This is a genomic window from Streptomyces sp. NPDC002669 (assembly GCF_042889165.1).
Taxonomy (GTDB): Bacteria; Actinomycetota; Actinomycetes; order Streptomycetales; family Streptomycetaceae; genus Streptomyces.
Window position 1 is genome coordinate 1 of the sequence record NZ_JBIAQQ010000025.1, and the last position, 22,027, is coordinate 22,027.

At 73.4% G+C, this 22,027-nt stretch carries 17 protein-coding genes and 1 pseudogene; 6 read left to right on the forward strand and 12 right to left on the reverse strand.

What is annotated here, in order from left to right:
- The 9 genes and pseudogenes from ACFYW1_RS29620 to ACFYW1_RS29660 form a co-directional block, all read right to left on the reverse strand.
- A pseudogene (locus ACFYW1_RS29620) lies at positions 1 to 194 on the reverse strand (methylmalonyl-CoA carboxyltransferase); the annotation flags it as partial.
- A gap of 153 nt (positions 195 to 347) precedes the next feature.
- Positions 348 to 1,622: a carbohydrate ABC transporter substrate-binding protein gene (locus ACFYW1_RS29625; protein ID WP_388999838.1), complete on the reverse strand. Its 1,275-nt coding sequence runs from the start codon at positions 1,620 to 1,622 to the stop codon at positions 348 to 350.
- Positions 1,619 to 2,722 carry a hypothetical protein gene (locus tag ACFYW1_RS29630; protein WP_388999841.1) on the reverse strand — a complete coding sequence of 368 codons (1,104 nt, stop codon included), beginning with the start codon at positions 2,720 to 2,722 and terminating at the stop codon, positions 1,619 to 1,621. Before ACFYW1_RS29630 ends, ACFYW1_RS29625 begins: the two co-directional genes overlap by 4 nt.
- Positions 2,719 to 4,149 (reverse strand): hypothetical protein, encoded by a 1,431-nt coding sequence (locus ACFYW1_RS29635; protein WP_388999844.1) that lies wholly within the window; start codon positions 4,147 to 4,149, stop codon positions 2,719 to 2,721. Before ACFYW1_RS29635 ends, ACFYW1_RS29630 begins: the two co-directional genes overlap by 4 nt.
- A gap of 1 nt (position 4,150) precedes the next feature.
- Positions 4,151 to 6,496, reverse strand: a complete 2,346-nt coding sequence (locus tag ACFYW1_RS29640; protein WP_388999847.1) for a tetratricopeptide repeat protein — start codon at positions 6,494 to 6,496, stop codon at positions 4,151 to 4,153.
- Complete coding sequence (locus ACFYW1_RS29645) at positions 6,493 to 7,899, reverse strand: serine protease (RefSeq protein ID WP_388999850.1); 1,407 nt, start codon at positions 7,897 to 7,899, stop codon at positions 6,493 to 6,495. Before ACFYW1_RS29645 ends, ACFYW1_RS29640 begins: the two co-directional genes overlap by 4 nt.
- Before the next feature lie 68 nt (positions 7,900 to 7,967).
- A complete protein-coding gene (locus ACFYW1_RS29650; protein WP_388999853.1) occupies positions 7,968 to 10,322 on the reverse strand; it encodes a polysaccharide lyase 8 family protein in 2,355 nt (784 codons plus the stop codon).
- Positions 10,323 to 10,443: 121 nt separating this feature from the next.
- A complete protein-coding gene (locus tag ACFYW1_RS29655; protein WP_388999856.1) occupies positions 10,444 to 14,316 on the reverse strand; it encodes an endo-alpha-N-acetylgalactosaminidase family protein in 3,873 nt (1,290 codons plus the stop codon).
- Positions 14,317 to 14,457: 141 nt separating this feature from the next.
- Positions 14,458 to 14,856, reverse strand: coding sequence for a VOC family protein (locus tag ACFYW1_RS29660; protein WP_388999859.1), 399 nt, complete (start codon positions 14,854 to 14,856; stop codon positions 14,458 to 14,460).
- Between the two features lie 92 nt (positions 14,857 to 14,948).
- Here ACFYW1_RS29660 and ACFYW1_RS29665 point away from each other — a divergent pair, with 92 nt between their 5' ends.
- Positions 14,949 to 15,998 carry a helix-turn-helix transcriptional regulator gene (locus ACFYW1_RS29665; protein WP_388999862.1) on the forward strand — a complete coding sequence of 350 codons (1,050 nt, stop codon included), beginning with the start codon at positions 14,949 to 14,951 and terminating at the stop codon, positions 15,996 to 15,998.
- Between the two features lie 44 nt (positions 15,999 to 16,042).
- Here ACFYW1_RS29665 and ACFYW1_RS29670 read toward each other — a convergent pair whose 3' ends face one another.
- Complete coding sequence (locus ACFYW1_RS29670) at positions 16,043 to 16,477, reverse strand: hypothetical protein (protein WP_388999865.1); 435 nt, start codon at positions 16,475 to 16,477, stop codon at positions 16,043 to 16,045.
- Between the two features lie 99 nt (positions 16,478 to 16,576).
- Between ACFYW1_RS29670 and sigJ the strand changes: the two genes are divergently transcribed.
- The 3 genes from sigJ (at position 16,577) to ACFYW1_RS29685 (ending at position 19,290) form a co-directional block, all read left to right on the forward strand.
- The gene (sigJ, locus tag ACFYW1_RS29675) at positions 16,577 to 17,587 is read left to right on the forward strand and encodes an RNA polymerase sigma factor SigJ (RefSeq protein ID WP_388999868.1); all 1,011 of its coding nucleotides are present in this window, start codon (positions 16,577 to 16,579) and stop codon (positions 17,585 to 17,587) included.
- 68 nt (positions 17,588 to 17,655) lie between these two features.
- Entirely contained in the window at positions 17,656 to 18,729 is a 1,074-nt protein-coding gene (locus ACFYW1_RS29680) for a MerR family transcriptional regulator (RefSeq protein ID WP_388999871.1), read from the forward strand.
- Positions 18,730 to 18,780: 51 nt separating this feature from the next.
- Complete coding sequence (locus ACFYW1_RS29685; protein ID WP_388999874.1) at positions 18,781 to 19,290, forward strand: hypothetical protein; 510 nt, start codon at positions 18,781 to 18,783, stop codon at positions 19,288 to 19,290.
- Between the two features lie 18 nt (positions 19,291 to 19,308).
- On the opposite strand, the gene ACFYW1_RS29690 is transcribed toward ACFYW1_RS29685, so the two are convergent.
- A complete protein-coding gene (locus ACFYW1_RS29690) occupies positions 19,309 to 20,181 on the reverse strand; it encodes an MBL fold metallo-hydrolase (RefSeq protein WP_388999877.1) in 873 nt (290 codons plus the stop codon).
- Positions 20,182 to 20,290: 109 nt separating this feature from the next.
- A complete protein-coding gene (locus ACFYW1_RS29695) occupies positions 20,291 to 20,770 on the reverse strand; it encodes an ATP-binding protein (RefSeq protein WP_388999880.1) in 480 nt (159 codons plus the stop codon).
- A gap of 111 nt (positions 20,771 to 20,881) precedes the next feature.
- Here ACFYW1_RS29695 and ACFYW1_RS29700 point away from each other — a divergent pair, with 111 nt between their 5' ends.
- Together ACFYW1_RS29700 and ACFYW1_RS29705 are read left to right on the forward strand one after the other, a co-directional pair.
- Entirely contained in the window at positions 20,882 to 21,706 is an 825-nt protein-coding gene (locus tag ACFYW1_RS29700; protein WP_388999883.1) for a Scr1 family TA system antitoxin-like transcriptional regulator, read from the forward strand.
- Positions 21,703 to 21,966 (forward strand): DUF397 domain-containing protein, encoded by a 264-nt coding sequence (locus ACFYW1_RS29705; protein WP_388999886.1) that lies wholly within the window; start codon positions 21,703 to 21,705, stop codon positions 21,964 to 21,966. Before ACFYW1_RS29700 ends, ACFYW1_RS29705 begins: the two co-directional genes overlap by 4 nt.
- Positions 21,967 to 22,027: the final 61 nt, after the last annotated feature.

The following is a 22,027-nucleotide window of genomic DNA, read 5'->3' on the forward strand; positions in this document are numbered from 1 at the left end:
TCCACCTCACGGAACGAACCCTCGTCCAGCAGCAGACCGATCCGCTCACGCGCCGTCAGCTTCCCCTTGGCATGCTGCGCCTCGGTCGCCCGGTCACTCGGTCCACGACGGGCCTGCTCGCGCAACGCCAGCAGCTCGGCCACCCGGCCGCGGGTGTCGGTCGGCTCGCCCGGGATTTCGTCCACAACGGTCATGCACCGACCCTACGGAGCCGGACAAGCAAATCCTGCCGTTGACTCCGTACAGTCTCCCGACCCGTTTACTGGTGGAGCCTTACATAAGCAGAGCCGCGTGCAGGCGAAGTACCAGCCAGTACGGGTAAGTCTTTGTGCGGGTCCGACAAAGTCTCACCGTGGTCTGCTGCACACCCCCGTCAGTCTGGGGACACGGCGGGGCTGGGCCTTCTGGACCCGCTGCACGTCCTTCAGCCGCTCCCGTACCGACCCGCCGGGGTGGGCCATGGTGAGCAGCACCGCCTCGTAGAACGCGTCCCGGACGGCGGCGGGCATCACGTCGGAGGCGTCCAGGCAGAGCGGCAGCCGGTGATCGGCGAGGCGGTCGCTGATCCGCTTCTCGACGGTACCGCTGCGGGCGGGCACGTCGGGGTTCGGCGAGAAGACCCCGGCCCTGCGGCCCCATTCCTCCTGGGCCTCGCGGGAGGTGAGCCGGGCGAGCAGGTCGCGGGCCTGTGCGGAGTCGCCGAAGAGCGCGGCGAAGTCGGCGGAGACCTCGCGGCCCTTCGCCCTCGGTCCCCCGGGCAGCAGCCGCGCGGAGTCCGTGAAGGAGACCCGCTCCCGGCGGTCCCCGTAGAAGAAGCGGGCGAAGGAGCCCTGGTGCTCCAGGGCGCAGTCGCCCTCGAAGAGCAGGCCGTTCCCGCCGGGCTCGCCCCGGTGGTCCTGGACCAGGGCGTTCCGGGCGGTCGCCGGGCTCTGGGCCAGCAGTCCGGCCCACAGGCTCCAGGCACGGACCACCGGCTCGGCCGTCCAGCTGAGGTCACCGGTCGCCCAGCGCCCGTACAGCACCGGGCCCGCCGTCTGCAGGATCAGGTCCTCGATCCAGTCGCTGCCGGGCCAGCCGGACGCCCCGTCGTCGCCCATGCCGATGCACCAGGAGCCCAGCGGCGCCGGGGCGGCGGGCGGCGGACGGTCCGTGCGGTACCAGACGATGCTCTTGAGGTCGGCCTTGAGCGGTACCCAGAGGTCCGCGTCCATGCCCTCGGCCTCGGGCTGCCAGGGTCTGCCGTACGTCGTGGCGCCGACCGGGCGGCCCACCGGTTTCAGCCGGTTCTCCGCCGCGTACTCGACGAGGTCACCGATGCCCGGCAGGATCGCGATGTCGGGCGGGTCGCCCGCCTGCACCCCGGCGAGCAGGACCTCCCGGGTGGCTGCGGTGCCCTGGTAGGTGTACGGGGTGCCGAGGGTGTCCAGGACGCCCTTGAACTGTTTCTCCTGTTCGCCGGTCCACGGGCCGAGGATCGTCACCTTCGGCCGGCCGTCGTCGCCGCCGGGCACGGCGAGCCCGCAGCCCGCCGCGGTCAGCGCCAGGCACAGGACGAACAGGACGGCGCGGAGGCGGCCGGTCGTCCCCGTTCCCGGCGGCCGGTGTCGCGGGCGGCCGGTCATCCCGGTCTCCGGTAGTCGGTGTTGAGGTGCCGGCCGAGGCCGATGACGGGCAGCAGCAGGATCGTCACGCCGCCGGCGAGCGCCCCGTAGTAGGTGCCGCTCTGCCAGTCCCGGGCGGCCAGTCCGGCGCGCACCCGGGCCGACTCGTCGGTGACCGCCTGCTGGGACCGGGCCAGGTCGGCGCGCACCCGGGCCGACTCCCCGGTGCCGGCCCGCTGGGACCGGGCCGGTTCGGTGTGGCCGTGGGCCCGCCGTTCGATCCGGGCCAGTCCGTCGCGGGCGGTGTCCAATCGGTCCAGGGTGACGACGGTCGCGGTCAGCGGGACCACGGCCAGGAAGACCGTGGCGGCCAGCGAGACCAGCAGGCAGAGGTCCAGGCTGTGTCCGCAGCGGGTGCGCAGCAGCCACAGCGCGGAGAGGGTGAGCAGGGCCATGGCCACCAGTCCGGTCCCGGCCACCGCCCAGCCGGCCCGCTGGAAGGTGCCGGCCGAACTGAGCAGGTCGACCCGTTCCATCTGGTGTCCCTGGAGGACGTCCAGTCGCGGCACCACCCCGGTGTCCTTCCGGGTGAGGAGGGTGTCGGCCTCGGCGAACTTCTCCTCCCGCATCGGATCGTCCGACACGTACTTCGTCACGGCCGGGGTGATGGAGGCGCTGTAGGAGGTGAGCACGCCGTTCACGGTCTCCAGGGCCCCGCGGCCCCGTTCCCCGTCGATCTGTACGTCGGCGAGCCGGGTCAGGCCCTGGTCGGCGGCGGCCAGTTGGGTCTCGTACCGGGCCCCGGCGCCGACCACGTCGGCGATGTGGTCCGCCACGGAGCCCCTGGCCTCCTCGTGGGCGCGCAGCAGGGCGAGCTGGGTGGCGGCCACGCCCTGCACGGCGGGGGCGCCGCGGGTGCGCATCTCGCCCGCGGCGGACTGCACCTGACGGTACGAGAGGAGCAGGGCGGCCATCGAGACCAGGGCGACCAGCAGCAGCGCGGCGCGGTGCCGCTCCAGCAGGCGGCGGGTCCGGGAACGGTAGGGGGCACTGCCCGGGGGCCCGGTCCGGGCCCCCGCCCCGGCGGCGTTCCGGTTCCTCATGACGGTCCGGATGCTCACAGCCGCCTCCCGCAGGCGATGCAGAACAGGGCCGAGGTCCCGGCCGGGTGGTCGCAGTGCGGGCAGCGGCCCGCCGCTCCGTCCGGGGCCCCGGGCAGGCGCACGGGGTGGCCGGAGGCGATGCTGAGCAGTCCCTGGCGGACGGTTCCGGGGTCGACGGTCGGCCCGATCCGCACCTGCCCCTGGGGGCCGTCCACGATGCGGGCGACCCGGCGGACCTCGTCCAGGACCCAGTCGGCGGCGATCTCGGTGGCGAGCCGGACCGCGAGCCCGAGCTGTGCCTCGGCCCGCTCGCGGCGTTCCAGGTCGAGGGCGGCGTAGCCGTGGTGGAGGGCGGTGCGCATCTGGGTGGAGACGTTCATGGTGTGGACGGTCCGGTCCGCGACGCCGGGCGGGCTCGCGGTGGCGGCCGCGTCCCCGGACGGCAGCCAGCGGACCACGACCGGTTCGATGACGCCGCCGACGGAGACGGTGGCCAGTTGGAGGGGCACGTCCAGCGGGTCGCCGCTCGCGTCGGCCCGCAGGCCCAGGAGGTAGTCGCGGGACTCCGGTCCCCAGCGGTGGGTGCGGAACTCCAGCCGGCGCGGCCGGCCCCCGCCCGCCACGGCCTTCCCGCCGGGCACCGGTACCGGCACCGGTTCCAGCCGTTGCTGGTGGGGGGCGGTCTCGGTCAGGGTCACCTCGCGCACGGCCGGGCGGACGGTCACCTCGATGGGCAGTTCGGGGCTGCGGACCCGGCGCAGCCGGTCCAGGGCCGCGGTGGCGGCGGGGGCGAAGTCGTCGGGCGAGCCGGTGGCGGTGCCGTGCAGTCCTTCCGCGACGGCGAGCAGCGGGCCGGGGTCCCAGTCGGCGCCGGGGGCGATGACGTCGGCGGTGAACGCGTCCTCGCAGCGGGCGAGTTCGAGGTTCAGCGCGCTGTCCGGGCGGGCCGGGTCGTCCCCGTCGGCGCGGTCGCCGCCGTCGGTGACGAGGATCAGGTGGCGTACGGGCAGGGCGCGTTCGGCGAACAGTTCGCGTGCGGTGGCGAGCCGGTGCGCGTATCCGGTCGGCGGCCCGTCCGCGGCGGCGATCCGTCCGACGCTGAAGGCGGCGCGGCGGCGGTCGGCGGGACCGGCCAGGGCCCACCGGCCGCTCAGCGGGTAGCACCGGGAGTCGCCGCCGCCCAGCACGGTGTACGAGATCCCGTCGGGCAGGGCGCCCATGACGGCGGCCAGTGCGGCGGCGGCCGCGTCGCGGCGCCGGGGCGCCACGTCCACCGCGAGGACCAGGGCGATGTCGACGGCGGGGACGCGGTCGCGCGGGCCGGTGGCGACCGCCGTGACCCGCACGTGGGCGTCGATCCGGGCGTCCTGGTCCGGCCGGTGCTTCTCCGCGACCCGGACGGACAGCTCGACCCCGAGTCCGGTCGGTGCTGCGCTGCGGACCATCTCAGCTCCCCCCGGCGGTACGGCGTCCGGGCGAGAGCCAGAAGCGGCCCTGCGGGCGGACGGCGTGCGAGAGGTCGATGAGCTTGTCGTGGTCGGCGCCCCCTCTGCACTGCCGGGCCATCCAGCGGTAGCTCCGGGCCAGGTCCTCCCGCACGGCCCTCTCGCCGGGCACCGGCACCGGGGGCAGGCCCCGCCGCCACCAGCGCCCGTCGGGCCGGCTGCCGCCGGCGGCGGCCCGGACCGCGTCGAGCTTCCACTCGTACAGTTCGGTGCGCAGCAGCCGGGCCGATTCGTCGCCCGTCACGACGGACGGCGGCTGCGGTCCGGTGCGGTCACCGCGCAGGGGTACGGCGTCGATCACGGCGTCGATCCGCCGCACTCCGGGCAGGGGGTGTTCCCCGGCGGCGAGCCGGGCCGCCCGGATGCGCAGGGCGGCGATCCGGGCGACGGTGTGGTCCCGCGACTCGTCGGGCACCAGGTCCAGGACGGCGGTCGCCGCGGTCCGGTCGCCGCGGGCCAGGGCGAGCCGGGCCAGGCCGAGCGCCGCGCCGACGTGGGAGGGGTTGCGGGCGTGCACGGCCCGGAAGAGTTCGTACGCCGAGGGGGCCGGGCCGGGCGGGTGGTCGGGGCCGAGCTGCTCCGCGACGTAGGCGAGGGCCAGTTTCGTGGCGTACTCGCCGGGCAGGGCGCGGTGCACGGCGGTGAAGTGGTCCAGGGCCTGTGCCAGCAGCCGCCGCCGGTCGCCGGGGTCCTGGGCGCCGCGCAGGGCGACGAGTCCCCGGTGCCAGCCGAGCCGCCACTGCCGTACCGGGCCGGGGCCGGGGATGGCGTCCGCCGCCGCCACCTGTTCGCGGGCGGCGGCCAGGGCCTCGCCGCCCTCCCTGGCGAGGAGCAGGCGGACGTTGTGCAGGCAGATCTCCACCGACCGCTCCCCCGTGGCGGGCTGGGCCAGTAATCGTCCGGGGTCGTAGCTGCTCACCAGGAACCGGGCGGCCTCCGGGTCCCCGGGGTAGGGGCGGGGCACCGGCAGCCGCCGGGCGATCTCGGCGGGGGTGGGGAGCCCGGAGTCCAGGGCGGGCGCCTCGCGGATCTCGTCGCGGCGGTGCGGGGTGCGGGCCAGCCAGTGCGCGTAGTCGGGCACGGTGCCCAGCCGCGCGCCGAGCAGTCCGGTGGACGGGGTGAAGTGGGCGGACGGTTCGGTCCGGTCGCGTTTCCCGCGCAGTGCCCTGATCTCCCGCAGCACTCCGCGCAGTTGGCCCGCCATCTCGTCGGCGTCGGCGAACCGGCGTTCCGGGTCCGGGTCGGTGGCCCGCTCCACCACCAGCCGGAACGAGCTGGTGCCGAGGCCGGGCACGTCGTCGCCGACGGCCCAGCCGGCCAGCTCGGCCAGGGTCGCGCCGACGGTGTGGATGTCGTGGGCGACGGTCAGCGGGCTGCCGCTGACCATCTCGGGCGCGGCGTAGCGGGGGGTGATGACGGGCGGCGGTTCCGTGGAGCCGATCGCCCGCACCCCGCCGAGGTCGATGACCTTGATGCCGTCGTGCTGGTGGACGACGTTGGACGGCTTCATGTCCCCGTACAGGAATCCCATGCCGTGCAGGTGGGCGAGGGCTTCGAGGATCTGGCAGCCGTAGGTGAGGACGTGTTCGATGTCGAGGACGAAGGTGCCCTGCCGGGTCGCCTCGACGACTGCGGAGAGGGTGCGGTCGCCGACGTCCTGCATCACGATGTACCCGCCGGAGACGGTGCCGTCCTCGTTGCCGGTGCTGACGAAGTCCCGGATCTGGACGATGCGTTCGTGCCGGATGGCGACCAGGCTGCGGCGTTCCTCGCCGGCCTGGGCGGCGCCCCGTTCCGCGTACCGGTTGAGCAGGCCCTTCACGGCGACGAGGTCTTCGAGGTGGGTGTCGCGGGCGAGGTAGACCCAGCCCTGGCCGCCGTGGGCGATGGGGCCGAGGATGCGGTACTGGTTCTGGAGCAGCGGTCCGTCGCCGGTGAGTTCGGGGCGGTAGGAGTAGGGGGCGCCGCACCGGGGGCAGTGGCCCTCGTCGGGCGGCGGGGCGGCGGTGTACGGGGGGACGAAGTAGGTGGCGCAGGACTTGGCCGAGCAGCTCATCCGGATGCGGGCCCGGGTGACGGCGGCGCTCAGGCGGCGGTCGGGGGGGTTCGGCCGGAGCCGGGGCAGTTCCAGCAGGTTCACCGGGCCGTACGCGGTGGGGTCGGCGGGCAGCGGCGGGAGTCCGGGACCGTCCTCGGCGCGCCCGCAGGTGTCGCAGTGGCCGGTGCTCTGCACGGCGCCGTCGCACGGGCCTCCGGTGAAGCGGCGGTGCGGGCAGGGGATTCTCATCGCTGCTCCGCCCGGCCCTGCTCGCCACGGGGTGCGGGCAGCTCCGTCCCGGCGTGCCGGTCGTGCCGGTCCAGGTCCGCCCGCAGATCGCGCAGCAGGGCGCGCAGGGCGGTGAGCCGCTGGTGCGGGTCCTCGACGGTGCGCAGCGAGGCCAGCCGGCGGCGGTGGCGGGCCGCGTCCGTGCGCGGCAGGGGGGCCATGGAGGCCGATTCCACCAGGCCGTTCAGCGCGGCCCATTCCCGCTCGATCTCCTCGGCGCGGCGGATCAGCAGGGCGGCCCGGTCGTCGAGGGCGGGCAGCAGCAGGTGCCGCGCGGCCTCGGTCACCCCGGCGCCCCCGCCCTCCCGGACGACGACGAGCACCCGGAAGCCGAGCGCCCGTACCCGTACGAGCAGGGGGACCAGTCGGTGCGGCTGCCGGTCCTCGTCGAGTCCGATCACGGCGAGGGTGGGGCGGGCGCCTCCGGCCCCCGCTCCCCCGGACCCCGTCCCCGGTGGCCGTTCCGGCGGGGTGCCGCCCGTGAGGAGCCAGTCGCGGTACGCCGCGGCCTGGTGGCGGGGCGGGCGGAGCCGGGTCACCAGCTCGTCGACGAAGTCCTCGGGGGTGGTGCGCCCGCCCCGGTAGACGAGGTGGGCGCGGTGCAGCTGGTGGCGCAGGGTGCGGTCGCGTCCGCCGCCGTGCGGGACGACGCTGAGCCGCACCTCGGGCTCGTCGCCCCCGGCGAACCATCTCCGCAGCCGCCGCGCCAGCCCGTGGTCCCAGCCGTCCGGGCCGCTCAACTCGGCGACCAGGGGCACGAGTTCGGCGATCCTGTCGATCGGGACCATGTACGAGAACGCCAGGTCGTTGTCGGCGGGCAGGGCCAGGTCGCGGTCGCCGCGCCAGCTGACGACCATGCCGACCACCCGTTCGGGCGATCCGGCGGGGCCGCCGCGCACCTGCACGGCGGCCCCGCTGAACCCGGGGCGCACCACCTGTTCGTTGCGTCCGGCGTCGAGCTGGATCCACGCCCCGTGCGCCCCGCCGATCCGCCCGGTCAGCCACATGCCGTCGGCGAAGGCCCGCGCGTATCCGCCGATCCACACCTCACGGCCGCGTTCCAGGCTCCGGTCGAGGGAGGCGGGGGTGGCGTGCGGGCGCGGGCTGTCCAGGGCGAGTACGGCGATGTCCTCGCGGGTCGCGCCGAGTCCGGGCAGCCAGCCGCCCTCGGCGACGCGGGCCCCGACCGGGGCGATGCCGGGGTTCTCCGCGAATTCCACCCACATCCGGGCATCCGGCTCCCCCACGACGTGCGCGCAGGTGAGGGCCCGGTCCTGGGTGAGCAGCACCCCGGCGCCGCAGACGGGCCCGTCCGCGGCGCCGCGTCGCAGCCGCAGCCGCCAGTCCGCTCTCAACTCCCCCATGGCGCACGAGAATACGCGCGTGACGGGGGCCGCTCCCAGCCCTTCGGCACACTCCGGTCACCCATCGGCTACCGGACGTCACACCGGAGGGTGACGCCCGCGGTGCCCGGGTCGACCCGGAGGACCAGGCTCCGGCCGGTGGCGCGCACCTCGATGCCCGGGTCCGCGGAGACGACCTCGCGCACCGGCCGGTCCCACACCACCTCCACCGGGGTGCCGCTGCGGTCCGGTCCGCTCACGCACAGCGTCGTCGTGCCGCGCCGCTGCCGTACGAGCACGCTCGCCGGGGCCGTGGCCGAGAGCGGTCCGGCGGTGTCCGCGCGCCAGAAGTTGGCGGCGGTCAGCCCCAGCGCGCGCACCGCGACCGCCTGGACGGTGGCGGTGTTGGCGAGCACGGTCAGCCATCCCTCGTCGGCGGCGCGCTCGGTGACGGCGCGGCGGGAGGCGCCGGGCATCAGCAGGTAGACGTGGTCGGCGGCGTCCGGGTCGGTGCCGTGGTCGAGCCAGAGGGTCTGGTAGCGGCGGGTGCGGCGTTCGGTGGAGCTGGTGGTGTTGATGTCGGACCAGGCGCCGGTGCGGTCCTCGCGCAGGGTGCGCAGGTCCGCCCCGCCGGGGAGGACCCAGCCGCCGTGGCCCTCCAGATGGGCCCAGCGGGGCCGGGGGCGGCTGTCGACGGTGAGCGCCTCGGTGCCCTTCTCGCCGAGCATCCGGTTGTCGACGATCGTCTCGACGGGCACCCCGTCGGTGGCGGTGATGCCGGCGCCGAGGCAGATGACGGCGTCGGCGGCGCAGAACCACGACATGCGGGCGTCCAGGGTGGAGCCGAGGCCCTTGAGGTGCTGGCCGACCGCACCGTACTCGCCGTCGGTGGCGCCGCCGACCCAGTTCGCCGCGGGTCTGGCCGCGCCCCATTCGCCGCCGGCCCGGTCGGCGAGCCGCTTGGTCGACACGGTCGTGCCGGGCAGCCGGTAGGGGTCGACGGTGGGCCAGAACCAGTCGGTGTACTGGTCGTTGTGGGCCGCGCCCGGCCACCAGTAGAGCATTCCGGCGCCGGTGTGCCAGCCGCGCGGGTTCTCGCCGTTGCCGCATTCGTAGTACGAGATCCGCGAGGAGGCCATGGAGATGCCGGCGGCCCAGTCCGGGCGGCGGTGGACGGCGCGGGCCATCTGGGCGAAGAGGTGGTGGCCCACCCGTTCCGGCGCGGCCGGGACGGCGGTGGCCTGCACGGCGTGCAGCCGGGCCAGGTCCGCGACGGGGAACTGGCGGGCGGTGAGGACGGGGCTGGTCCGGTCCCGGGCGATCCAGCCCTTGATCATGCCGTGCCACCGGTCGCGTTCGGCCGGTGAGGCGCCCGCGGCGAGGAGGGCGATCCCGGCGATGATGCCCTGGCCGTGGAAGTGGTCGCTGCGCATCACCTGGAGGTCGTCGTTCTTCAGCAGGCCGCGGCTGATGGCCCGGCCGTTGACGCTGTCCATGACCAGGCCGTTGTGGATCAGCGGGGCGTAGGCGCGTTCGACGCTGTCCAGGATGATCTGCCGGTTCGGGTCGGTGACGGCCCAGGTCGATCCGGCGAGCAGGGCGAAGAGGCGGCCGAGGCCGTCGAGCATGACCTGGCCGTAGGTGCCGGAGTAGGCGACGGTGGTGTGCTGGACGAACGACCCGTCCGCGTACAGGCCGTCCCCCTTGGTGACGTACGGGAAGACGGGCGACAGGGCGTCCCTGGCGAGGGCGGTCCTGGCGGGTGCCCGGCCGAGGACGCCGCGCACGGCGACGGAGCGGCACAGGTCGACGCGGTTAGCTCCGGTGGAGGTGCCGCTGTAGTCGCGCAGGACCGCGTCGGGGATGAAGTGGTCGACGGCCGCGCAGGCGGCCTCGATCCGGGCCGTGCCCAGCTGTTCGTACAGCACGGCCGCGATGTCCATGAGGAGGCGCGGGCTGCCGATCTGCCACTCCCACCAGTTGCCGTACGGCGTGACGGAGGCGTGGTAGGCGGTGGCGGCCAGGTGGTCCCAGCCGCGCAGGATGTCGGCGAGGAGGGCGGCGTCGCCGGTCGAGCCGGTGCCGGGCTGCGCGTACGCCTGGGTCATCGTCCACAGCCGGCCGTAGCTCTGGCTGATGCCGGACGGCGGATCGAAGGCGAGGCCGGGCCACAGCGAGTTCGCGGCCGGGCTCATCGTCGACCGGAAGCCGCGGGCGAGCGTGCCCGTCCCGGCCAGTCGGGAGGCGAAGGGTTCGGCGCCCGGGTCGTAGCCGGTGCCGAGCGCGATGTCGGTCCAGCGGCGGCGGAGGGTGTCGAACTCGTCGGCGTCCGGGGAGGCGTGCGGAGCGGCGGCCGTGGCGGAGCCGGGGAGGGTGACCGCCAGGGCGGTGGCGGCGGAGAGGGTCAGCAGGGTGCGGCGGGACCAGCCGGACTGGTTCGGCATGTGCGGCTCCATGTCATCGGTGACGGCCGTCGGGAAGTGGCCGTCGGGAGGGGTGGGGGGCCTTGCACGCACGACGCGGGACGGGCGCATCCGGTGGGCGCCCGTCCCGCATCATGGTGGATCAGTTACCGCACCGGAAGCGGGCGTCGCCCCAGTCCGCGTGGTCGTTGCCGTTGCCGTCGCCGCCGTCGCCGACGACCAGGTCGACGTACTTGGCCCCGGTGACGTCGGCCGTGAGCGACCAGGCGCTGTCGGCCGCCCTCAGCACCGGCGACTTCACCTTCTCGGTGCCGTCGGCCAGGACGGAGAACTGCACGCTGCCGGCGCTCTTCTGCACGTCGTCCACGCCGACCTGAGCGGTGAACGAGGTGCACTTCCCGCCCAGGTAGTAGCGGACCTTCGCCGGGGCGTGGGTGCCCAGGCCCTTGGTGTAGACGGTGGAGCCGATGGTCAGCGGGGTGCCGTCACCGGTGCCGGTCTCACCGTTGGAGAGGTTGCGTTCGACGGGTCCCCAGCCGTTCTCGGCGGCCGTCCAGTCCAGGTCGCCAGCCCAGCTGTCGGTGGTGGGCGGCGGGGGCAGGGTCCGTACGGAGGTCTGCGCGCCGAGCGTGCGCCGGGCGTCGCCGACCGCGTACTTCACCTCGGAGGCCAGGCCGTACGTCCGGTACTCGGCGTCCACCGGCGGGGTGACCCGCCAGGTGGCGGTGGCCTCGGCGCCCGACGCGACGGAGTCGAAGGAGACGGCGCCCGCCGGTTCGGCCGTCCAGCCCTCGGGGACGGTCAGGGTCAGGGCGACGCCGGTGGCCGCCTTCGTCTCGTGGTTGGTGAACGTGGCCTTCACTGTGTTGGCGGTGCCCGGTTCCAGGGTCTCGGCGCCCGGGTCGATGCCGAGCGTGCCGCAGGCGGCCTGTTCGGAGGCCGGGGCCGGGCCGAGGTCGGTCACGGTGAAGGAGTCCAGGACGAAGTCGGCGCCCTCGGGGGCGTCGCCGCGCTTGCGCAGCCCGGTCCAGGTGTCGCCGCAGCCCGCGGTGAGGGTCTCGGTGAAGTGGCCGGTGGTGCGCTGCTGTCCGACGGGCGTGGTCCGGGTCTCGACGGAGCCTGGCTTGCCGTCCGCGGTGATCCGGTCGTAGCCGTCGACCCATTCGTAGGCGCCGGCGTGGCTGGACTGGTAGTCGTACTCGACCTCGTAGCGGTGGCCTTCGGTCATCGGCACGGTCCAGGGGGCGGTGCGGTAGACGAGGCCGGAGTTCTCCTCGTGGGACTTGAGGGACTCCCGGCCGCCGATCACGTCGTCGACGAGCTTTCCGTTCCAGCCGGCCTGGGTGTACGGGGCGTGCAGCCGGGTGATGACGGTGCGGGGGTCGGTGGAGCCGCCCGCGTCGCCCTTGAGGAAGGGGCCCCAGCCCTGGTCGACGTCCTCGAAGTCCTCGTGGACGACGGTGTTCGCCCTGGTGCTCGGGGCGTTGGCGACGATGCGTACGTCGTCGGCCCGGACCTTCGCCGTGCTGTCCCCGGCCGCTTCGATGCGCAGGGTGGCGCGGCCGTTCGCGGGGGCGGTGAAGTTGACCTTGGCGCGCTGGAAGTAGGTGCCGTGCCAGTCGGAGGCGGCGACCTGGTCCTTGACGGTGGAGCGGTCCACGGCGACGGACTTCCCGCCGATCGAGAGGGTCGTGTGCCGGCTCTTCCCGGGCTGGACCTCGATGAGCGCGGAGGCGGTGTAGCGCTTGCCCGGGGTGAGGCCGTCGATGCGCTGGGCGAGCGCGGCCGGGGCCCCGCCGGCGAGTTCGGCGCTGTTGCGGCCCCGGTCGTCGGTGTCGCGGGTGACGGTTCCGGTCCTCGACCAGTCGCTCAGGGCGGCGTCGTTGAAGCCGGGGTCGTGGACCGGGGTGCCCTCGCCCCACCGGGGGTCGGCGGCCTTCGGCGCCCGCTGCGGGTAGAGGACGTACGGCTGCCCGGCCTCGGCGGTCAGCGTGATCCTCCCGTCGACCGGCTTGACCGTGCCGGCCTCGACCCGCCCGTTGTCGGTGAGCCGGTGGACGGTGTACGTGGCGTTCGACGGCACCTCCCAGCTGCTCGTGCCACCGGACTTGCTGTAGTGGTACAGCTTCTTGCCGCCGTCCCAGGGCAGCAGGTAGTCGGTGCCGCTGAGGACCTTGCGGCCGTGGTCGTAGAAGGTGCGCCGGCCGTCCTCGACGGTGCCCCGGACGCCGCCGGTGAGGGTGACGTCATTGCCGTCCCAGCGGGTGATCCGCTGCTGCTGGAGGTACTTGGCGGGCAGGTTGCGCTGCCAGATGTTGTCGTAGAAGGCGTTCCAGTCGATCTCGCCGGTCCAGCCCTCGAACTCCTCGATGGCGCTCTGGCCGAGGACCGGGTCGTTGTTCCAGACGTCCTTCTCGCCGTTGCGGATGAACCGGATGATCTTCGAGTTGAGGCCCTTGTTGGTGGCGCCGCCGTAGTCGAGGTCGTTGGCCCAGTGCGACCAGAGCGAGGCGCGCTCGAACTTGTCGGCCCATTCGGTGGCGACGTTCCAGCCCTGCTTCCCCACGGCCCGGAGGGTCTTGTCGGCGATCCAGCCGTGGGTGTAGTAGACGTCGATGTAGAGGAGGCTCAGATTGCGGTCGGTCTCGTCGCGCAGCCGCTGGAAGCGCTCGGCCAGGTCGCCGCTGTTGATGTCGCGGCGCTGGTCGATGTAGTAGCTCTGGCCGAGCCAGTTCCAGCCGGGCTTCGTCTTGTCGACGAGCTTCTCGTCGAAGGCGTCGGCCTCCGGGTACGCCTCGGTGGCGTTGACGTGGACGCCGAAGGTGGCGCCCCACTTCTTCCCGTCCTTCAGGAGCTTGTTGAGGTCCTTCAGCCCGCCCGCGCGCTCGTTGTGGTTGCCGCCGTAGTCGGGGTGGGCGGAGTCGTGGCCCTCGGAGGCGTAGCCCTTGAGGACGGCGAGCTGTCCGAGGCCGTCGGTGGCGAGCGAGATCCGCTTGACGTCGTCGAGGGTGCGCAGGAAGGGGTGGGTGGCCTGGCTGGCGAAGTTGAACGGGATGTGGGTGACGACCCGGTCCGGGGTGTCCTTGCCGCCGGGCGCCTCGATCCCGATGGAGCGGAACGCGACGGCGCCGTCCTGCCAGTCCACCGCCTTGTCGCCGTTGGCGTCGGGGGTGACGACGACCTTCGCCCAGGGCAGGGCGTCGCCGCTCTCCGGCTTCGGCGCGCCGTCGCCCCGGTAGGTCCACTGGCCGGACCAGACGCCGACCCGGACGCCGCCGTCGTCCGCGGTGCGGGCCTGGTGCCAGAACCGGGCGTCGTCGCCGCCGGTGGCGCCGGACGGCTTGTCGTACGAGGAGTTGGACTCCACGGCCGCGGCGAGCGAACCCGTGTTGACGATCGCGTACGAGGCACCGACCGGCGTCTTGTCGGCGGCGGTGTCCGCGGTGACCTTCGCGAAGACGTCGGCGGTCCTCGTCGAGTCGTTGTCCAGCCGGGTGAAGGCGGTGGCGGCGCCGGTGTCGGTGGAGCCCACGGAGACCAGGTCGTGGCCGGGGATGTCGATGGTGCCGACGCGGAACGCCTCGGTGTCCCGGACTGCGGTCACCTTGAAGGTGGTGGCGCGTCCGGAGACGGAGAGCGAGGCGTCGATCTCGACGCCGGGCAGGTCGGCGAAGACCAGCGTGTAGCGGGCGGAGGAGGCGCCGACCACGGGGGCGCCCTTGAGCTTCACCGGGTGCGCGGTGCCGTTCAGGGTCACGGCGGCGACCGGCTGCGTACTGCCGAACAGCCGGTTGCCACTGGCCCTGTCGGTGTACGCCAGGACACGCGGGAAGTCGTCGGCGACGGCCACCGAGAGCTGCGCGGAGCCGATGACGGTGGCGCCCGCGGGCACGGCCGGCCCGGCTGCGGCGGACGGGGGAGCTGCGGCGGTGGCGGGGAGCGCGGTCCCCACCAGCGCCAGCACGGCGGCTGATGCGGCGGCGACGGCGCCCGCCGAAGTGAATCTTGGCGACATGTGCTCTGAGTAGTCCCCGTGACCGGACACCGTCAACGACCTGCGACGACTCGGGGTGCTCCAGTCCAACAACCCTGTCGCGTAAGTCCAAGTGGGCGGTGCGCGCCCTGCCGGGAGTCCCGGGAGCGGCTGGGCACGGCGTCAGCGCGCGAACTTCTCGACGGCCGCCGGGGTGACCGGGGTGAAGAAGTTGACGAGGTTGCCGTCGGGGTCGCGGAACAGCAGCGACCGGTTGCCCCAGGGCATCGTGGTGGGCCCGCCGACGAAGTCGGTGACGAAGCCGGCCAGGTCCCGGTGGACGCGGTCCACGTCGTCGACGAGGAACTCGGTGATCACGCTGTGGTTGTCCGCCGGGCGGGCGGAGCCCGGGGCGAACAGCGGGACGGTGCGGGTACCGGCGATCGCGAGGGTGGCGCCCGCCGTCCTGAGTTCGGCGAAGTCCTCGGTGGCCCACGTCGCCCGCACCCCCGTGGCCCGCTCGTAGAACTCGACGAGGCGCGCCACGTCGCCGGTGATGATGCGGATCGAGACGAAGTCCATGGAAATCCCCTTGGTCGTGCCGGAGTGTGCACGCCGCAGGCTAGGAGGGATACCGGACAGAATCGGTCCGGTATCCGCATTAGGGTGCACCCATGTCCCGACCCACCGGCCGCGTGCTGACGCTCCTGGAGCTGTTGCAGTCGGGCGGCACCAGGACCGTGGCCGAACTCGCCGGCCGGCTCGGCGTCGAGGGACGCACCGTGCGGCGGTACGTGAACCAGCTGATCGATCTGGACGTGCCCGTGGAGTCGGTGCGCGGCCGCTACGGCGGGTACCGGCTCTCCCCCGGGTACCGTCTGCCTCCGCTGATGCTCGGCGACGACGAGGCGCTGGCCGTGCTGCTCGGCCTGGTCGCCGGGCGCCGGGCGGGGCTGACGGGGGCGGAGCTCACGGCGAACGAGACGGCGTCGGCGAAGATCCGCCGGGTGCTGCCCCGGCACGTCGCCCGTCGGCTCGACACGCTCCTGGACACCCTCGCCTTCACGGACCGGCCCGGCGATTTCGACGCCCCGGACAGCGGGGTCCTGCTCACCGTCGCCGACGCGGTGCGCCACCGCCGGCCGGTCTCGGTCCGCTACACCGACCGCGACGGGCGGCGCAGCGAACGCACGCTGCACCCGTACGGAATCGTCGCCCACGCGGGCCGGTGGTACGTCACGGGCGAGGACGCCGGGATCGGCGAGGACCGGACCTTCCGGCTCGACCGCATCGCGGACGCGAGGACCCTGCCCGGCTCCTTCGAAGTGCCGGCGGGCACCGATCCGGCGCGGCGCGTGCTGTCGGGGTTCGCCACGGCCGAGTACCGGCACGAGGTGACCTTGCGGATCCACGGAACGGCGGAGCAGATCCGCACCCGCCTTCCCGCCGCCGTCGCCCGCCTGGAGGAGCACGGACCCACGGCGGGCCGGGACCTGACGGACCGGGATACGACGGGCCGGGACCTGACGGACCGGGATACGACGGGCCGGGGCCCGGCCGCCGAACGCTGGTGGCGCGTCGAGCTGCGGGTGGAACGGCTCGACTGGCTGCCCCCGGTACTGGCCTCGCTCGACCGGCCGTTCGTCATCGAGCGCCCCGCCGAACTGCGCGACCTCGTCACCGCCCTCGCCGACCGCCTCGCGTCCTGCGCCCGCCGGACCTGACCGCGCCCTGCGCCCGCCGGGCCCGGCCGCGCGGAACCGCATGGCTAGCCGCGCGCCGCCCCCGTCCCCCCACGGGCCAGTACCAGCACGCTCAGGCCGAACATCAGGACGCCCAGCGGGACATGGACCGACGGGACGTGCGCGATGCCGAGCACGACCTGTGCCGAGGCGAGGGCGAGGAAGCCGATCGCGTACCCGATGGGGCGGGGCGAACCGCCGCCCGGCCGCCAGGCCAGCACCGCCGCGAGCAGGTACAGCATCGACGCCCCGTACATCACGCGCGCCCCGACGTCGTGCAGGAGACCGCTGTGCGCCGAGGACAGCAGCACACCGGCGCTGACCGCCTGGAGGAAGAGGGTCAGGGTCTGGAGAACGACCGATGTCCGCAGGAACACGGCGGTGCGCCGCGCCACGGCCGTCGTCGCCGCCGTGTCGGTCGGGGTTGTCGTGCCGGTCGTGGTTGTCGTCCGCGTCGTCATGATGCCGTCCCCTGGGTGGATCGATAAGGTCTCACCGGTCCGACGACGCAGGCCCGCGAAATGCAAGGCGGGCGAACGACGGGCCAGGGGGGAGCGGTCATGAACAGGGGTGCGCCCGAGCGGGGCACGGCGAAGGCCGCCGGTGAACGGGGCACGGCGGGAGACACGGGCGGGCAGGGCGCGGCGGAGGTCTCAGGCACGCCGGACCCGGCGGAGGTCGCGGGCGAGCGGCGCCAACTGATCGGCATCGCCTACCGGTTGCTCGGTTCGGTGGCCGAGGCCGAGGACGCCGTGCAGGAGGCGTACGCCCGTTGGTACGCACAGCCACGGGGCAGACGCGAGGCCGTCGTCTCCCCCGGCGCCTGGCTGACGACGGTGACCGGGCGCATCTGCCTGGACGTGCTCGGCTCCGCACGGGCCCGGCGCGAACGCTACGTCGGCGCGTGGTTGCCCGAGCCGCTGCCCGACCACGGGGAGTGGGCCGTCGGCGGGCGCGGCACCGACACCACCGACCCCGCCGACCGGATCGCCCTGGACGAGTCGGTGACCATGGCCTTCCTCGTCGTGCTGGAGGCGATGACGCCCGCCGAGCGGGTCGCGTTCGTGCTGCACGACGTGTTCCGCTACTCCTTCCCCGAGATCGCCGGGATCGTCGGCCGCACCCCCGGAGCCTGCCGGGAGCTGGCGAGTTCGGCCCGGCGGCGGATGCGTGCCGAGCGCACCCCCTCGGCCGCGACGGCGGGGCGGGCCGAGGTGGTGCGGCACGTCAAGGAGGCGTGGGAGGCCAAGGACATCACGGCCCTCGTCAGTCTCCTCGACCCCGACGCCGTGATGACCGCCGACGGCGGCGGCCTGGTCGGGACCGTGCTGCGCCCGGTCGAGGGCGGCGCGCGCATCGCCCAGTACATGATCGCGATCGCCGACAGGGCGCCGGGGCTGCGGCTCCTGGAACGTTCGGTGGCCGGTGCGCCCGGTCTGGTCGCCCAGCACGGGGGCGTCACCGCGACCGTGGCCGCGTTCGACTCCCTCGACGGCCGGGCGCACCGGATCTGGGTGGTCCGCAATCCGGAGAAGCTCCGTCTGTGGACGCCCGGTCGTTTCCGGCCATGACGTCGATGACGCCGATGCCCCCACGTCGATGTTGACCTTCGAGTTGGTTGAAGCCCAATGATGGCGAGGTGCCGAATTCCGAGCTGATGCCCATCGGGGTCTTCGCGCAGCGCAGTGGCCTGACCTCCAGCGCGTTGCGTTTCTACGCCGACTCCGGGCTCCTGCCCCCCGCCGAAGTGGACCCGGTCACGGGCTACCGCCACTACGGCGCCGACCAGCTGGCGCGGGCCACCACACTGCGTCGGCTCCGCGAGATCGCCATGCCGCTGGCCGCGGTCGAGGCGGTCCTCGGCGCCGGGGCGGAGGAGGCGGCCCGGCTGCTCGACGAGCATCTCGCCAGGATCGAGGGGGACGCGGCAGCGGCACGGCAGAAGGCTGCGGTCATCAGGTCCGCGCTCGGCGGCGACCTGCCCGGTCTGCTGATCGCCGCGTTGAAGGGGCCCGTGCTGGCGGATGCGGTCGAGCAGGTCCTGACCGCGACCGCGCACGAGCCGGGGGCGGCGGTGCTCGCCGGTCTGCACGTCGAGGCGAACGATGAGGCGATCGCCCTGACGGCGACCGACCGGTACCGGCTCTCCACCCGGACCCTGGTGCCGGCCCGGACGGCGGAGCGGACCTGGGCCGGCACGGTCGACGGCAGCGACCTCCGGGCCGCGGTCGCCGACGTCCGGCGCAGTGCGCTGGTCCGCGTCGAAGCGGTGCCGCACGGGATCCGGCTGCGCATGTCCGGGCGCGAGGACCGGCACTGCCGGATCCTGCCCGAGGAGTTCCCCGACCACCGGCTGATGCTCGCTTCCCTGGACGAGGTCACCACCCGCGCGACGGTCCCGAAGGACCTGCTGTTGCGGGCCCTGGAGGAACACCCCGGCGAACACGTCGCGCTGCACGTCACCGGGCAGGGCGTGAGCGTCCGGGCCCCGGACGACGAGCGCCCCGGAATCCCGCTCCCCGCCACCGTGGCGGGCGAGGACCTCCGGATCCGGTTCGGGGTGACCACGCTCTATCCCGCCGTGAGCACGGCGATCGGCCCCGACGTGATGCTCGATCTGAGGGGACCCGACCGGCCCGTCACGATCCGCTCCGCCGACCGCGGCGATCTCACCACTCTGGCCATGCCCATCAGGTTCGACCACTCGGCCTGAGAACGACGACCGACGAACAACAGCAACAACGACAACGACGAGGAACACTTCATGCCCACTGCATCCGCCGTCCCCGATCCGACCATGGAGGCCATCGGCCGAGCCGTCGTCGAAGGCCGGACGGGCGACGTCCTTTCCGCCCGCCGCACGCTCCTGGACCTGTGGTCGGTGATCGGCGTCACCGGGGACCCGCTGCACCGTTGCTCGCTCGCCCACTACCTGGCGGACCTCTACGAAGATCCCGCCCGGGCCCTCGCCTGGGACGTCCGGGCCCTGGACGCCGCCGACGCCGTGACCGATCAGCGCGTCCAGGAGCACCACGCCGGCCTCCACATCGCCGGGTTCTACCCCTCCCTCCATCTCAACCTGGCCGACAACTACCGCCGGCTCGGGTCCTTCGACGCGGCCCGCGAGCACATCGACGCAGCCCGGGAGCACGCCCCCGGTCTCCCGCAGGACGCATACGGTGCCTCCCTGCGCACCGCGCTCGAAGAGGTGGCGGAGGCCATCGCTTCGCGGGACACCGCCAAGCGGCCCTCCGCGCCCGGTCCCGCTGCGTGACGCGTCGGAACGCGCCCCTCACCAGCGCAGGGCCGTGAAGTCGATCGGCCGGGGCTCCAGCAGCCCCGTGCGTTCCGTCAGTGCGTGCAGCCGCCGGGACATCTCGTCGGCGTCCAGGCGCCGCCGGTCGCCGTGGCCGGGCAGCACCCACTCGAACCGCAGCTTCCCGGCCGTCCTCGCCAGGGAGGCGGCCAGTTCCTCGATGGAGTACCAGGTCACGCTCTCCGCGACTTCGAGGTCCTCGGTCGTGCGCGACCAGTAGAAGCTATCGCCGCTGAAGCAGTACCGGTCGTCGGCGAGGTAGAGCACGCTGCCCCGGGTGTGGCCGGGCAGCGGGTGGACGGTGACGCCCTCGCCGATCTCCACCGGGTCGAGCCCCTTGATCACCCGGTCCGCGTCCGGCGCCGCGTCGAGGTCGCCCTCGTGGATCCACAGCCGGGCGTCGAAGTGGTCGGCGTAGCGGCGGCCGTGCGCGGCATGGTCGCGATGGGTGAGCAGTACGTCGGTGACGGGGCCCGTGGCCGCCACGTACCGCTCCGCGAGCCGGGGGCTCCAGCGCGGGGTGTCGATCATCATGGCCGTGCCGGAGGGCCGTCGCAGCAGGTAGGAGTTGGCCCCGGCGGTGTGCGTGGAGTTGTGCCCGCACACCAGCACACCGTCGTCCAGCGCCATCGGGAAGGGGTCGAGCGCCGGGTCCGGCTGCCCGGACGCGGGGCGGATCGAGCGGGTGTGACAGGCGAAGACGGCAGCGTGTAAACGCCGGTTCTCCGCCTCGTCCTCCGGCTGCCGCAGGATGCGCGACGTCCCGTCCTCCTCGCCGATCAGCTCGGGCGCGAACTGCCGGGCGACGTCGCAGTTGGTGCAGCGGTCGTCCACGTACCAGCTGTCCATCACAGGGGTCCTTCCGCTTGGCGTGCACGGGGAACGGCCCGGCCGGGGCCGCCGCTCCAGGGGTACCCCACCCGCGACCGGAACCGGTAGACCCCGTCGATCTTGCGCCTCATCCCCCGACCGGATCCGACACTCCGAGCCGGCCAGGGGGGTATGTGACCCTTGGCACGCTTACGTCCCCCATCCCGAACTCGCACCACACCACCTTGCCCGGGTTCCGCTCCCCCACCCCCCACCTGTCTGCGAGCGCCGCAACCAGCAGCAGCCCGCGCCCGCCCTCCTCGTCGTGCGCCGCTCCGGAATCGCGGGGGCGGACCTCCCCGTCACCGCTGTCGTGGACCTCGATGCGCAGGACGCCGCCGGCCTGCTCCCAGTAGAGGCGCACACGGAGACCACGGCCGGGCGGGACGCCGTGCAGCACGGCATTGGTGACGAGTTCGCTCACGCAGAGCAATACGTCGTCGGCCCGGACGTCGCACGTCCAGTCGACGAGGGCCGCGCGCACGAACTGCCGTACGAGCGGCACGGCACGGCGTTCCCGGCGGTGGAACACCTCGCGGAAGCAGGAGAGTTGAGTTGTTTCGTTCACGCCGCCAACGTCACACAAAGTCACTAGCGTTGAGCACCGCGTGGGGTCGTACATCGGGTTTGTACGGCTCCTGACGGGTCATCCGGGGTTCGCAGCGGGGAGAGGCAGCTCATGCAACCGGCAGAGAAGAAGAGCAAGCGGATCACGTCCTGGCACCTGATCGGTGCGCAGTTGGCGATGTTCCGCAAGGCGGCGCGAATGACGCAGGTGGAGCTGGCCGACCGGTGCTCCGTGGGAGAGGACACGATCGCATCGATCGAACAGGGCCGCAGGACGCTCCAGTTGGATCTCGCGATCCTGCTGGACGAACTGTTGGACACGAAGGGGGCGTTGCGGGTCGCGGTGGAGAAGGTTCCGATGAAGGAGCGGTTCCCGGCGTTCGTCCAGGACTTCGTGGACTACGAACAGAATGCGGTGACACTGTTCTCGTACCAGAACCAGGTGGTACCGGGGCTGCTCCAGACCGAGGAGTACGCCCGGTTCGTCTTCTCCTGCCAGTACCCGCCCCTCGAAGAGGACGAGTTGGAGGAGTGGGTGACGGACCGACTCGACCGGCAGAAGCTGCTCAGCCGCAAGCCCCGCCCCATGCTGCACTTCCTGCTGGAGGAGAGCATTCTGCGCAGCGAGATCGGCGACCCCGCCGTACTGCGGAACCAGATCCGGCATCTGCGTCAGTGCATGGAACTCCCTTTCCTGGGACTCCAGATCATGCCGAGGAAACTGCCGAAGCACGCAGCGCTCGACGGGCCGATGGTGCTGCTGGAGACCCCCGATCACGACCACCTGGTCTACGTGGAGGGCCAGCTGACCAGCTACCTGCATCAAGATCCAGACGACGTCAGCGTGCTCCAGCAGAAATGTGGGATGCTGCGTTCGCAGGCGCTCTCCGTCGAGGCGAGTGCACGCCTACTGGACGAACTGCTTGGAGAAACATGACCCGCGCAGCACATCCGGCCCCCCGCACCGCCACCCTCGCCTGGTTCAAATCCAGTTACAGCGGCAGCCAGGGCGGCGACTGCCTCGAAGTCGCCTACGACTGGCGCAAGTCGAGCTACAGCAGCGACCAGGGCGGCGCCTGCGTGGAGGTGGCCGCCCACCCCGCCGCCGTCCACATCCGCGACTCCAAGGTGACCGACGGCCCCGTCCTCACCGTTCCTCCCGCCGCCTGGACCGCCTTCCTGAACGCCACCGTCTGAGAGCCCCGGAAACCTTCCTGCCCCGCCCCGCCGCCCCTCGGGCCGGCCCCGGCGGGGCATC

What these genes read in the sequence shown, in the direction of transcription:
- ACFYW1_RS29625 (WP_388999838.1), bottom strand. Translation starts at nt 1,622, where the DNA reads ATGACCGGCCGCCCGCGACACCGGCCGCCGGGAACGGGGACGACCGGC.
- ACFYW1_RS29635 (WP_388999844.1), bottom strand. Translation starts at nt 4,149, where the DNA reads ATGGTCCGCAGCGCAGCACCGACCGGACTCGGGGTCGAGCTGTCCGTC.
- ACFYW1_RS29640 (WP_388999847.1), bottom strand. Translation starts at nt 6,496, where the DNA reads ATGAGAATCCCCTGCCCGCACCGCCGCTTCACCGGAGGCCCGTGCGAC.
- ACFYW1_RS29645 (WP_388999850.1), bottom strand. Translation starts at nt 7,899, where the DNA reads ATGGGGGAGTTGAGAGCGGACTGGCGGCTGCGGCTGCGACGCGGCGCC.
- ACFYW1_RS29650 (WP_388999853.1), bottom strand. Translation starts at nt 10,322, where the DNA reads ATGCCGAACCAGTCCGGCTGGTCCCGCCGCACCCTGCTGACCCTCTCC.
- ACFYW1_RS29655 (WP_388999856.1), bottom strand. Translation starts at nt 14,316, where the DNA reads ATGTCGCCAAGATTCACTTCGGCGGGCGCCGTCGCCGCCGCATCAGCC.
- ACFYW1_RS29660 (WP_388999859.1), bottom strand. Translation starts at nt 14,856, where the DNA reads ATGGACTTCGTCTCGATCCGCATCATCACCGGCGACGTGGCGCGCCTC.
- ACFYW1_RS29665 (WP_388999862.1), top strand. Translation starts at nt 14,949, where the DNA reads ATGTCCCGACCCACCGGCCGCGTGCTGACGCTCCTGGAGCTGTTGCAG.
- ACFYW1_RS29670 (WP_388999865.1), bottom strand. Translation starts at nt 16,477, where the DNA reads ATGACGACGCGGACGACAACCACGACCGGCACGACAACCCCGACCGAC.
- sigJ (WP_388999868.1), top strand. Translation starts at nt 16,577, where the DNA reads ATGAACAGGGGTGCGCCCGAGCGGGGCACGGCGAAGGCCGCCGGTGAA.
- ACFYW1_RS29685 (WP_388999874.1), top strand. Translation starts at nt 18,781, where the DNA reads ATGCCCACTGCATCCGCCGTCCCCGATCCGACCATGGAGGCCATCGGC.
- ACFYW1_RS29690 (WP_388999877.1), bottom strand. Translation starts at nt 20,181, where the DNA reads ATGGACAGCTGGTACGTGGACGACCGCTGCACCAACTGCGACGTCGCC.
- ACFYW1_RS29700 (WP_388999883.1), top strand. Translation starts at nt 20,882, where the DNA reads ATGCAACCGGCAGAGAAGAAGAGCAAGCGGATCACGTCCTGGCACCTG.
- ACFYW1_RS29705 (WP_388999886.1), top strand. Translation starts at nt 21,703, where the DNA reads ATGACCCGCGCAGCACATCCGGCCCCCCGCACCGCCACCCTCGCCTGG.